Source organism: Nonomuraea sp. H19 (assembly GCF_052068215.1).
GTDB lineage: Bacteria > Actinomycetota > Actinomycetes > Streptosporangiales > Streptosporangiaceae > Nonomuraea.
In genome coordinates this window covers 91,082-102,928 of record NZ_JBQHCV010000034.1, presented here as the reverse complement: position 1 = coordinate 102,928, position 11,847 = coordinate 91,082, and the positions used below count along the sequence as shown (strand labels likewise).

The following is an 11,847-nucleotide window of genomic DNA, read 5'->3' as shown; positions in this document are numbered from 1 at the left end:
TACCGGGGCGTTCCCAAGGGCCAGGAGCCGGAGAAGATCGGCTCCGGTGCCGACGGCGTGAACTGCCTCTACTCCTCGTCCGACATCACCTACCGCTAGCACGAACCGGGCCTTGAGGGAGCGCGCCCTTTCTTAAGGCCTGCGGATGTTAGCGCTACCAGCCGGAGACATCCCATGAAACGCCTGGCCATTCTGCCCCTCTTACTGATCATCACCTTCTTCTTCCCCGTCGAGAGCGCTCTGGCCGACACGAACGTGGCCGGGAGCGCGACGCCGTCGGCCTCCTACACCTCCCCGTGGGAGAGCGTGGCGGCGATCAACGACGGCATCAATCCGCCCAGCTCGAACGACACCGCCAACCGCCGCTGGGGCACCTGGCCGAACACCGGCACCCAGTGGGCCGAGCTGACCTGGCCGTCCGCGCAGACCCTCCGGTCCGCCGACGTGTACTTCTTCGACGACGGCGGCGGCGTCCGCGTGCCCGCCTCGTGGAAGCTGCAACGGTGGACCGGCAGCGCCTACGCCGACATCCCCGGCACGTACCCGACCGCCGTCAACGCCTACAACACCGTCACCTTCGCGCAGGTCAGCACCACGCGGCTGCGCGTCGTCCTGCAGAGCGGGCAGGGCTCGGTCGGGCTCCTGGAGATCAAGGCGTACGCCCCCGACTCGGGCGGCCCGAGCGGCTGGAACCCGCCCGCCAACCTGGTCACCCCGCTCAACGAGGTGTGGCAGCACCAGGAGAGCACGTACCCGAACCTGTACGGGTTCCGCAACTACGGCTGGGACCAGATCATGGCCAACGGCGGCTCGATCAACTACTGCGTCCGCTGGGACACCAGCGCCACGGTGACCGCCGCCCAGCGCGACCAGATCCACGCGACACTGGCCCGCCAGTTCAAGAAGTGGATGGACGTCATGGCCGGTCACAACGGCTGGCCGTACGCCAACGTGCCGCTCAAGGTGGTCGGCTGGGCCGTCCGCGACCGCGCCCAGCTCCAGTGGAGCGACAACTCCGTCGACATCTACGTCAACGACATCCGCGAGAACGCGCCGCAGTGCGCCGAGCCGTGCGGCCGGTTCTTCAACCAGAGTGGCAACTACCCCAACTGCCCGGGCGGCGCGTCGCACCACTACGACATGTCGCTGTGGCTGACGGCCGGGTTCGGCGGCGGCGCGGGCGGCGACTGGGGGCAGCGGGTCGGCAGCGAGTACTACATGTCCAACCTCAACGCCGACAACATGCACATCCTGCTGCATGAGATGGGGCACTCGTTCGGCCTCGACGACTTCTACGACTGGACGCCGACCGGGGTGTGCTGCTTCCTGATGAAGGCGGGCAGCGCGTCGTCGATCACGGAGTTCGACGCGTGGATGTTCCGCGACTGGTGGCGCCACCTGAAGAGCCGCTACGGGCTCTGACCGAGCAAGCCCAGGTCGTCGCGGGGATGCCCGCGACGACCTGGGATGCCACGGCCGGCGCTTCGGCGACTCGTCGTCGTCACATCGTGGCGATGGCGAGCAGCAGAGGGGTGGCTGAGGCCGCGGTCAGCACCGTGGGAATCATGATTCCCTTGACGTCTTTGGCTCGCAGATGTGTGATCACCGCGCCGGCGAAGTACAGCACGACGCCGGCGGCGGCCGCGATGCCGAGGGGCCGGTAGAAGATTCCGGCCAGCAGCCCGAGCGCCCCGGCCATCTTCAGCACGGCCAGGAGCGGCGCCCAGCTCAGCGGCACTCCGAGCTCGGTCAAGGTCGTCGTCACCCCCTTCTCCTTCGCCAGCAGAAGACCTCCGGAGGCCAGCAGGAGCAGTGACAGCAGGGCGGCGACGACGACGTAGGCGATGAACATGATTCTCCTGTCGGGAAGGCGGGTTGCCATCGCGGGCACAAAGGCCGGGATGTGCCATGGATGGCGTCAGGAGAATGCTGGCCGGGCGGAGGATGCGCAGGAAGGCCGTGCTGAGGAGGGCACTGGCAGGGCCACCATGAACGGCCCGGCAAAGGGGGCGCGAGCCCGGACGGGCGGGCCGGGGCGGCGACGGCCGGGCCGCCGCCCCGGCCCGGTCTACGCGCCGACCGTGAGAGTGAACTCACGGGTGACGGGTGTGCTCAGCTTGTCGTAGTCCCGGAGCTGGACGGTGAACGTGGACGACCCGGCCTTGGCGGGCTTGCCGGTGATCGCGCCGGTGAACCGGTCCAGGCTCAGCCCCTCGGGCAGCGCGCCGCGCACCACCTGCCAGTCGTAGAACGGCACGCCGCCCTTGGCCCGCAGCCGCTGCTCGTACCCGGACCCGGCCGTCGCGGCCGGAAGGGCGGAGGTCTCGATCGAGGGCTTGAGGAACGGGGTGAGCTTCCTGTTCAGCTTCCACCCGGCGTTCTCGGCGATCAGCAGCGTCAGCTTGGTCAGCTCCCACCGGCGCGTCGGGAAGTAGTGCCGCCAGCCGCCGTTCTGCCCGCTGAGCCGATCCCAGTACGGCTCGTCGGCGGGCACGTGGTAGCTGGTGTCGAGCGGCACCGGGTAGCCCTGGTAGTCGATGACGTCCTGGTCGTCGCGGCCCTTGGACGCCACATAGTCCGCCATGCCCTTCCAGTCGCTGTGGAAGGCGACCGCGTGGCCGTACTCGTGCATGACCAGGCCCTGGACGTCGATGACCTGGCCGAGGTCGGTCTTGTACCAGTCCTCGTCGCCGAGGGAGGTGAACAGCTTCATCAGCTGCTCGTCGTACTCGAGGATCATGCTGGTCGAGCGGTGGTACGGAGTGGTTTCGCCCTTCCTGGTGTGGAACTTGCCGTTGATCGTGGGGTAGCCGGTCGAGTACGGCGTCTGGATGCCGCGGAAGAACACGTACATCCCGTTGTACGGCTTGGCGTTGGAGACCTCGACCTCGTTCTGCCAGTCATCGCCCGGCAGCCGGTTGACCTCGTCGCCCGCCGGGACGGTGTCGAACGGCTCCAGGTCGAAGAACGCGAACCAGTTCCGCACCGCGGACTCGGCGGCCTTGCGCACGCCGGGGTCGGAGAAGTAGCCGGTGATCGTGTCGTAGCGGTAGTCGAAGTCGATCGGGATGGTCGGCTTGAGCGGGGTCTTCTCGTCCTGCTGCACCCTGATCGGCATCGTCTGGGTGAGGCCGGCGCCGGTCGCGTCGGTGGTCTTCATGATCCACTGATGCTGCTCGTCGCGGCCCGCGCCCTGCTTGGAGTGGATGGCCAGCCGCACGACCTCCCGGTCGAACGGCCCGGTGAGCGTGAAGGACTTGGTGGCGCCGGTGGCGGTCAGCTCGCTCGGCATGTTGAGCATGAGCCTGGAGGTGCCCTTGGCGTGCAGGTCCACCTTCAGCGGGTACGAGATCCCGGGCACCCGCGGCGCCCGCACGGTCAGCTCGACGTACGGATTGGCCAGGTAGCCCTGCCAGTCCACGAGCTGGACGCCGTAGTCGTTGACTTTGCGGAAGAAGATGTCGTAGACCTCCAGCGCGGGCGCGGCCCGGCGGGCGGCGAGGCTGGGGGAGGGCAGGGACAGCGCGCCGGCCAGGGCGGCCAGCGCGCTGAGTGCGGCGATCTTCCTCATGGAAGCCCTTCTAGGAGAATGCCTTCACTTCGAGCAGCCCCACCGAGGCCTGCCCGCTCTGCAGCGCGACCCGCAGCCGGGTGGTGCTGACCGGCGGGAAAGTGACCTTGTTGTAGGCGTTGAGCGTGGTCGGATAGGTGGCGGGGATGTCGGCGTAGGCGCTGCCGTTCCAGTACTGCAGCTTCCACGAGGCGGGCAGGCGGACGCCGTCGCCGTCGTCGAAGAAGTACACGTCGGCGGACCGGAGGGTCTGCGCGGAGGGCCAGGTGAGCTCGGCCCACTGGGTGCCGGTGTTCGGCCAGGTGCCCCAGCGGCGGTTGACGGTGTCGTTGGAGCTGGGCGGGTCGATGCCGTCGTTGATCGCCGCCACGCTCTCCCACGGGGAGGTGTAGGAGGCCGACGGTGTGGCGCTCCCGGCCACGTTCGTGCCGCTCCCGCCACCGCCCACGGTCAACTGGAACGTCCTGGTCACCGGCGTGCTGAGCCGGTCGTAGTCCCTGAGCTGGACGGTGAACGCCGACGTGCCCGCCGTGGCCGGCGTGCCGGTGATGGCGCCGGTGAAGCGGTCCAGGCTCAGCCCGGCCGGCAGCGAGCCGCTCGTGACCTGCCAGTCGTAGAACGGGACGCCGCCCTTGGCCGCCAGCGTCTGCTGGTAGGCGGTGCCCGGCGTGGCCGGGGGGAGTGAGGTGGTGACGATGGACGGCGGCAGGAACGGGGTGAGGTTGCGGTTGAGTTTCCAGCCGGCGTTCTCGGCCACCAGCAGGGCCAGCTTGGTCAGCATCCACCTGCGGGTGGGGAACAGATGGGTCCAGCCGCCGCTCTGCCCGCTGAGCCGGTCCCAATAGCGCTGCTCGCCGGGGATGTGGTAGCTGCTGTCCAGCGGCACGGCGTAGCCCTGGTAGGCGACCACGTCCGGGTCGTTGCCGCCGCCCTGCACGTAGGAGCGCATGCCCGCCCAGTCGCTGTGGAAGGCGACCGCGTGGCCGTACTCGTGCATGACCAGGCCGTGCACGTCGAGCACCGAGCCCTGGATCTCCGTCTTGTACCAGTCCTCGTCGGCCAGGGAGGTGAACAGCCGCTTGCCGGCCTCGTCGTACTCGAAGATCATCGCGGTGGAGCGGTGCAGCGGGCCCGGCAGTTGCTGGCCGTTCCTGGTGCTGTAGCGGCCGTTGGCGGCGGGGTAGCCGGTCGAGTACGGCGTCTGGATGCCGCGGAAGAACACGTACATGCCGTTGTAGGCGGCGTTGTTCGTGACGTTGATGGTGTTCTGCCAGTCGTTGCCCGGCAGGTGGTTGGGTTCCGCCCCGGCCGCGACCGTGTCGAACGGCTGCATGTCGAAGAACCTGAACCAGTCCTTGACCGCCTCCTCGGCGGCGGTCTTGAAAGGCGGGTCGGTGAAGTAGCCGGTGATCGTGTCGAACCGGTAGTCGAAGGCGAGCGGCAGGCTCGGCTGCAGCGCGGTCTTCTCGTCCTGCTGCACTCTGATCGGCAGGGACTGCTGGTACGTCGTGCCGCCGGCGTCCCTGATGTTCAGCCTCAGCGTGTAACTTTCATCCTCGCCGGGGCCGCGCTTGGAGTGGATCGCCAGTTTGAACGGCTTCTGCTCGGCGGCACTGGCGAAGGTGAGAGTCTTGGTCGCGCCGGTGGCGGTGAGCTGGCTGGGCAGATCCATCATCAGCCGGGAGGTGCCCTCGGCCTTGAGATCGACGGTGACGGGATAGCGCACGTCGGGCGGGGGTTTGACGGTGAGCTCGACGTACGGGTTGGCCAGGTAGCCCTGCCAGTCCACCAGCTTGACGCCGTAGTCGTTGACGGTCCTGCCGAACAGGTCGACCACCGTGGCGGTGGGTGCGGCGTGCGCGGACTGCGGCACACCGGCGAGTAACGAGCTGCATAAGACTGCCGCTGCGGTGACTCGCCTGGCGCCCCTCGCGGCTCTGGAGGCGCGGCGACATCCTCGGTCCATCCGGACTCCTTAAAGGATGGGAATAGGTTTTCCCACGCGCACGGTAAGGTGTTACACAGCACCGGTCAACCCTGCTCCGCTACGCGGGCGCGGCGCGCCGCGTCGACTCGCGCAGCACGAGGCTCGCGGGCACGATCGTGACCCCGCCGTCCGACGGCGTGCCCGCGATGGCGTCCAGGATGTGGCGCGCCGCCAGCCGTCCGATCTCCCCCAGGTTCATGTCCACCGTCGTGAGCGGCGGCCGGCAGCCCAGCGCCATCGGCTCCCAGTTGTCGAAGCCCACCAGCGCCACGTCCTCGGGCACCCGCCGCCCCCGCTCCCGCAACGTCTCGGCCACCCCTCGCGCGATCTGGTCGCTGCCGCAGAAGACGGCGTCCACGTCCGGCTCCGCGTGCAGCAGGACGTCGGCCCCCTGCCGCCCCCACTCCTCGCTCCACTGCCCGAACAGGACCTCCCCGGCCGGTGCCAGTCCGGCCTCGGACAACGCGGTCGTCAGCCCGTGCGCCCGCCGCCGCGCCGCCTGGAACCGCTGCGGCCCCGTGACGTGCCCGATGCGCGTGCGCCCCGTCGCCAGCAGGTGCCGGGCGGCCAGCGCACCGCCGCCCTCGTCGTCCGGGATGATCGACACGTCCGACTCGTCGGTGGACTGCGTCATGGCGTACACGACCGGAACCGGCAGGTCACGGCCGATGCCGGGACGCGGCTCGGTGCGCCGGCCGGTGACGATGACGCCCTCGACGCGCCTGGCCAGCAGCCGCTCGACGTAGTGGCGTTCCCTGATCGGGTCGTCGCGCGTGTCGCACATGAACACCGAGATCTGCCCGGCCCCGAGCGCGTCCTCCGCGCCCAGCATCACCGGGATGCTGAAGCGCCCGAAGCTGTCGCCGGTGACCAGGCCCACCGTGTACGTGCGGCCGGCCAGCAGCCCCTGGGCGAGCGGGTTGGGCCGGAAGCCGAGCCGCTCGGCGGCGGCGAGCACCCGGTCGCGGGTCTCGGCGCGCATCCGCCCGCGCCCGTTGAGCGCCTTGGACGCGGTGCCGATCGAGACCTGCGCGGCCGCCGCGACATCCCTGATCGTGACCGCTCTCACGGTCCCCTCGGACGGGCTGGTCAACCGATTCCCCTTTCGCGTGCGCATCCCCCAAAGCAGGCCTCCCCTTGACCCGTGCTGTATCACACCTTACTCTCCGGGTGAGAAAACCTATTCCCACGTTTTCTCACCCGCGTGAGGAGCTAGATGGAACAGATCCTCGGTCCCGCCGTTCCGTCCACCCGGGCAGTGCTGCGGCCGATCGGCATCCGCGACGTCGTCATCACCGGCGGGCCGCTCGCGCGCTGGCAGCGCATCAATCACGAGGCCAGCGTCCCCCTGGGCCTGGAGCAGATGGAGCGCTCGGGCGTGCTGCCCAACCTGCGGCGCGCGGCGGGGGAGGGCGAAGGGCCCTTCCAGGGCTACCGGTTCCAGGATTCCGACCTCTACAAGCAGCTCGAGGCCATCTCGTGGGAGCACGCCCGCGCTCCCGAGCCCCGATACGCCGAGTTCATCGACGAGGCGGCGGCCGTGCTCGCCAGGGCGCAGCGCCCGGACGGCTACCTCAACTCGCACTACCAGGTCGTCAAGCCGGACAAGATCTACGCCGAGCTCGAATACAGCCACGAGATGTACTGCGCCGGGCACCTGTTCCAGGCGGCGGTGGCGGCCGCCCGCGCGGGCGTCGGCGACAACCTGCTCGCGGTCGCGCGCCGCTTCGCCGACCATCTGGTGGCGGTGTTCCTCACCGGCGGGAACGACGGCATCGACGGCCACGCGGAGGTCGAGACCGCGCTCGTCGAGCTCTACCGGCTGACCGGCGAGCGGACGTACCTGGAGCTGGCCGGCAAACTGCTCGACAACCGCGGCAAGGGCCTGATCATGGACAGCGGCATGGGCATGCTGTACGCCCAGGACCACGTGCCGGTACGCGAGGCGGACACCGCCGTCGGGCACGCCGTACGCCAGCTCTACCTGGAGTCGGGCATCGTCGACGTCTATCTGGAGACGGGCGACGAGTCGCTGCTGGAGTGCTCGGTGCGCCGCTGGGAGGACCTGGTCGCCACCAAGACGTACATCACCGGCGGCCACGGCTCGCGCCACGACGGCGAGGCCTTCGGCGAGCGCTACGAGCTGCCGCCTGACCGCGCCTACAGCGAGAGCTGCGCGGCCATCGCGAGCATCCACTGGAACTGGCGGCTGCTGCTGGCCACCGGCCACGGTCGCCACGCCGACCTCATCGAGCGCACGCTCTACAACGCCTTCGCCGCCTCGACCTCGGCCGACGGCATCCGCTTCTTCTACGTCAACCCGCTGCAGCGCAGGAACGACCTGGTCGAGGACGCCTATCTCGGGCGGCGCAGGGAGTGGTTCGCCTGCGCCTGCTGCCCGCCCAACATCATGCGCCTGGTGGCCTCACTCGGCGGCTACCTCGCCACCGAGACCGACACCGGCCTCCAGTTGCACCAGTACGTCCCGGGCACCCTCGCCGGGGGCGGCGCCCGGCTGCGCGTCGACACCGACTACCCGTGGGACGGGCTGATCCGCGTCACCGTCGAGGAGGCGCCGGCCGGCGAATGGGAGCTGGCGCTCCGCATCCCGTCCTGGAGCGAGTCCACCTCTGTCAACGGTCGTCTCGCCAACCCCGGCGCCGACGGATATTTCCGGATCCGTCGCCCTTGGACCAGCGGCGACACCGTCGAGCTCCAGCTCGACATGACGCCCAGGCTCATGCACCCGCACCACCGGATCGACGCGGTCAGAGGCAGCGCGGCGCTCCAGCGCGGCCCGCTCGTCTACTGCTTCGAGCAGGCCGACCAGCCCGAGGGCGTCGAGGTGGACGACCTCGCGATCGCCCCGGGCGCCGAGCCGCGCGCCATCACCGTGCCGGAGCTCGACGGCGTCGGCCGCACCGCACTGCTCGAGATCGACGCCGTCGCCGTGGACCAGCCGCGCGACGGACTCCCGTACACCGCCAAGCCCTCGGCGACCACCGCCCGCGCGACCGCGACGGCCGTCCCCTACTTCCAGTGGGACAACCGCGACGGCGGCGCGATGCGCGTCTGGATCCCCCTCGCGTAAGGAAGAGCTGGAATGAGAAGACGCGACCTGTTGAAGCTGGGCGGGCTCGCCGCCCTCGGCTCCGCGGCGGCGGCCTGCGGCGGCTCGGGCTCGGGCTCGGCCGGGAACGTGCAGCTGCAGTTCATGTTCTGGGGCTCGACGTTCGAGAAGAAGGCCGTCGAGAACATGCTCAGGCAGTACGAGCAGAAGAACCCGGGCGTCAAGGTCAAGCCGCTGTTCACCCCCGACGAGTACGACGTGAAGCTCAACACGCTCGTCGCCAGCAACAAGCTGCCGGACGCCGGCTACGTGCCGATGTCGATGTCGTTCCGCCTCGGCGAGCAGGGCAAGCTGGTCAACCTGTTCCCGTACCTGAAGAAGTATCCGCAGCTGGCCGGCTATCTGCCGGAGGCCTACCTGTGGAGCGGCCAGGACAAGCTGCACGGCATCGCGACCGCGAACGAGTCCATGATGCTGTGGTTCAGCAAGTCCGCCGTCGCGGCGGCCGGCGTCACCCCGCCCGCCGCCGCCGCGTCCGCCTGGACGTGGGACCAGCTCGTGGAGAACGCCTACAAGCTCACCATCGACCAGAACGGCAAACATCCAGACGAGTCCGGCTTCGACCCCAAGCAGATCAAGCAGTTCGGCATCTCCAGCAGCATCACCTACGGCGCCGCCTGGTACGGCTTCCTGCGCAGCAACGGCGGCGACATAGCGGACGAGTCGGGTAAGAAGTGCCTGCTCGACACACCCGAGGCGATCGAAGTCTTCCAGAACCTGCAAGACTTGATCTACAAGCATCGAGTCGCTCCCGGTCCCGGTCAGCTCGCCGCGACCGGGGACGAGGTGCCCGGCACCAACATCCTGCTCAAGACCAAGCGGGTGGCGATGGTGGTGGACGGGCACTGGAGCCTGCTCGACATGAACGAGAGCAAGGTCGACTACGGCATCGGCGTGCTGCCGAAGTACGGCGAGCCGTTCACCGCCACGCAGGTCGCCGGGGCGTCGGCGGTGTTCGCGGGCACCAAGCACGAGCAGGAGGCGGTGGAGCTGTTCGCGTTCCACAACGACCCCCGCTATGTCGACCTGTTCAAGCAGGGCCTGTGGATGCCGCAGGAGAAGAAGTACTACGAGGACCAGGCGGCCATCGACTCCTGGACCAAGAACGCGCAGCACCCGCCGGAGTTCCGGACGGCCGTGGTCGACTACACCCGCGAGCACGGTGTCGCCGACTTCCGCAACCGGGTCAAGAACATGTCGGCGATCGCCAGCGACGTGCTCACTCCCGCCCTCCAGGAGATCGAGACCGGCAAGCGCCCGGCAGGCGAGATCCTCAAGGCCGCCGCACCGAAGGTCACCGGCATGCTGCAGGGCTGGCACCACATCCAGGACCTCTGATGCGCCGCCTGGAAACCCGCTGGGGCATCCTCATGGCCCTGCCCGCCATCCTCGGGTTCCTGATCTTCACGATCGGCCCGATGGCGGCCTCGGCCTTCTTCAGCCTCACCGACTGGACGATCGGCGCGAGCCCGTCGTTCATCGGGCTGGACAACTACACAGCCATGGCCCGCGACGAGCTGTTCTGGAAGTCGCTGACCACCACCACCTACTACACGCTCGGCTCGGTCCCGCTCGTCCTCATCGTCAGCTTCGCCGTGGCCATGCTGCTCAACCAGAAGGTCCGCGGCCTGGCGCTGTGGCGGACGATCTTCTACCTGCCGACGCTGGTCCCGGCCATCGCCAACGTCGTCCTCTGGATCTGGATCTTCAACCCGGACTTCGGGCTGCTCAACTCGCTGCTGCGGCAGGGCGGGCTGCCCGCGTCCCAGTGGATCTACGCCGAGTCGACCGCCGTCCCGTCGCTGATCATCATGAGCACCTGGGGCTTCGGCAACACCATGGTGATCTTCCTGGCCGGCCTGCAGGGCGTGCCGCGGCACCTGTACGAGGCCGTGTCGATCGACGGCGGCGGCGCGTGGCGGCGCTTCTGGCACGTGACGCTGCCGATGATGACCCCGACCATCTTCTACAACCTGGTGGTGGGCGTGGTGGGCACCTTCCAGGTGTTCAACCAGGCGTACGTGATGACCGAGGGCGGCCCCAACCACGCCACCCTCTTCTACGTCTACTACCTGTTCCGCAAGGCGTTCACCGAGAGCGAGATGGGCTACGCCAGCGCCCTGGCCTGGACGCTCTTCATGATCATCATGGTGGTGACGTTCCTGATGTTCAGGAACGCCCGCCGCTGGGTCTACTACGAGATGGCAGGTGCCCGTTGACCGCCGTGGCCGCGCCGGACGAGACCCGCGCCCGCGGCGTGGCCCCCGCCCAAAAGCTGCGCAACCCCCGCAGGCACGGCCGCGCGCTGCTGTACGTGGCGCTGCTCGCCGGGGCGATCCCGACCCTGCTGCCGTTCGTGTGGCTGGTACGCAGCGCGCTCATGCAGGACAGCCAGATGTTCGTCGCGCCGCCGCAGTGGATCCCCTCGCCGTTCCAGTGGTCGAACTTCAGCGAGGCGCTGACCACCCAGCCCTTCGGCCGCTACTTCGTCAACACGCTGGTCATCGCCGTCATCAGCGTCCTGGGCACGGTGCTGACCTGCTCGGTCGCCGCCTTCAGTTTCTCGCGGCTGCGCTGGCGCGGCCGCGACGTCGTCTTCGCGCTGCTGCTGAGCGGCGTGATGCTGCCGTACGCCGTCACGCTCATCCCGACGTTCGTCATGTGGCAGGAGCTGGACGCGCTGGACACGATCGCGCCGCTCACCGTCCCGAGCTGGTTCGCCGGGGCGGGCGGGGGAGTGTTCAACATCTTCCTGCTCCGGCAGTTCTTCCTGACGATCCCCTTCGAACTGGACGAGGCCGCCTACATCGACGGGGCCTCGCCGTGGCGGGTGTTCTGGACGATCGTCATGCCGCTGTCGAAGCCGGCGATCATCGTGGTCACCATCTTCACCTTCATCGGCACCTGGAACGACTTCCTCGGCCCGCTGCTCTACCTGCAGAGCGAGGAGAACTACACGCTGTCGCTGGGGCTGGCGTCGTTCCAGAGCATGTACCTGACGCAGTGGGGCTACCTCATGGCGGCGTCGGCGGCCGTGATCGCGCCGATCATCGCGCTGTTCTTCTTCCTGCAGCGCTACTTCATCGAGGGTGTGACGCTGACCGGGATCAAGAACTGATCTTGTCAGGATCGGGTCAGGAGGCCGGTGAAGCCCCTACC

The 11,847-nt window shown here is 68.7% G+C and carries 9 protein-coding genes; 5 read left to right on the top strand and 4 right to left on the bottom strand.

Annotated elements, in window-relative coordinates; all coding sequences use genetic code 11:
- Positions 1 to 174 precede the first annotated feature (174 nt).
- Positions 175 to 1,422, top strand: a complete 1,248-nt coding sequence (locus ACTMTI_RS48330; RefSeq protein ID WP_441127624.1) for a hypothetical protein — start codon at positions 175 to 177, stop codon at positions 1,420 to 1,422.
- A 79-nt stretch (positions 1,423 to 1,501) separates the two neighbouring features.
- On the opposite strand, the gene ACTMTI_RS48325 is transcribed toward ACTMTI_RS48330, so the two are convergent.
- The 4 genes from ACTMTI_RS48325 to ACTMTI_RS48310 all read right to left on the bottom strand — a co-directional run bounded on the left by ACTMTI_RS48325 (position 1,502) and on the right by ACTMTI_RS48310 (position 6,651).
- Positions 1,502 to 1,852, bottom strand: a complete 351-nt coding sequence (locus ACTMTI_RS48325) for a DoxX family protein (RefSeq protein WP_441127623.1) — start codon at positions 1,850 to 1,852, stop codon at positions 1,502 to 1,504.
- A 216-nt stretch (positions 1,853 to 2,068) separates the two neighbouring features.
- Complete coding sequence (locus tag ACTMTI_RS48320) at positions 2,069 to 3,571, bottom strand: Ig domain-containing protein (protein ID WP_441127622.1); 1,503 nt, start codon at positions 3,569 to 3,571, stop codon at positions 2,069 to 2,071.
- A gap of 10 nt (positions 3,572 to 3,581) precedes the next feature.
- A complete protein-coding gene (locus tag ACTMTI_RS48315) occupies positions 3,582 to 5,444 on the bottom strand; it encodes an Ig domain-containing protein (protein ID WP_441127621.1) in 1,863 nt (620 codons plus the stop codon).
- Between the two features lie 172 nt (positions 5,445 to 5,616).
- Positions 5,617 to 6,651: a LacI family DNA-binding transcriptional regulator gene (locus ACTMTI_RS48310; protein WP_441127620.1), complete on the bottom strand. Its 1,035-nt coding sequence runs from the start codon at positions 6,649 to 6,651 to the stop codon at positions 5,617 to 5,619.
- A gap of 123 nt (positions 6,652 to 6,774) precedes the next feature.
- Here ACTMTI_RS48310 and ACTMTI_RS48305 point away from each other — a divergent pair, with 123 nt between their 5' ends.
- Genes ACTMTI_RS48305 through ACTMTI_RS48290 form a run of 4 tightly spaced genes read left to right on the top strand, consistent with a single transcriptional unit; the run spans position 6,775 to position 11,806 of the window.
- A complete protein-coding gene (locus tag ACTMTI_RS48305) occupies positions 6,775 to 8,649 on the top strand; it encodes a glycoside hydrolase family 127 protein (protein WP_441127619.1) in 1,875 nt (624 codons plus the stop codon).
- 12 nt (positions 8,650 to 8,661) lie between these two features.
- Complete coding sequence (locus ACTMTI_RS48300; RefSeq protein ID WP_441127618.1) at positions 8,662 to 10,026, top strand: ABC transporter substrate-binding protein; 1,365 nt, start codon at positions 8,662 to 8,664, stop codon at positions 10,024 to 10,026.
- On the top strand, positions 10,026 to 10,907 hold the full coding sequence (locus ACTMTI_RS48295; protein WP_441127617.1) for a carbohydrate ABC transporter permease: 882 nt from the start codon (positions 10,026 to 10,028) through the stop codon (positions 10,905 to 10,907). The genes ACTMTI_RS48300 and ACTMTI_RS48295 overlap by 1 nt, the downstream gene beginning before the upstream one ends.
- A gap of 5 nt (positions 10,908 to 10,912) precedes the next feature.
- Positions 10,913 to 11,806, top strand: coding sequence for a carbohydrate ABC transporter permease (locus tag ACTMTI_RS48290; RefSeq protein ID WP_441127627.1), 894 nt, complete (start codon positions 10,913 to 10,915; stop codon positions 11,804 to 11,806).
- The last annotated feature ends 41 nt before the right edge of the window (positions 11,807 to 11,847 follow it).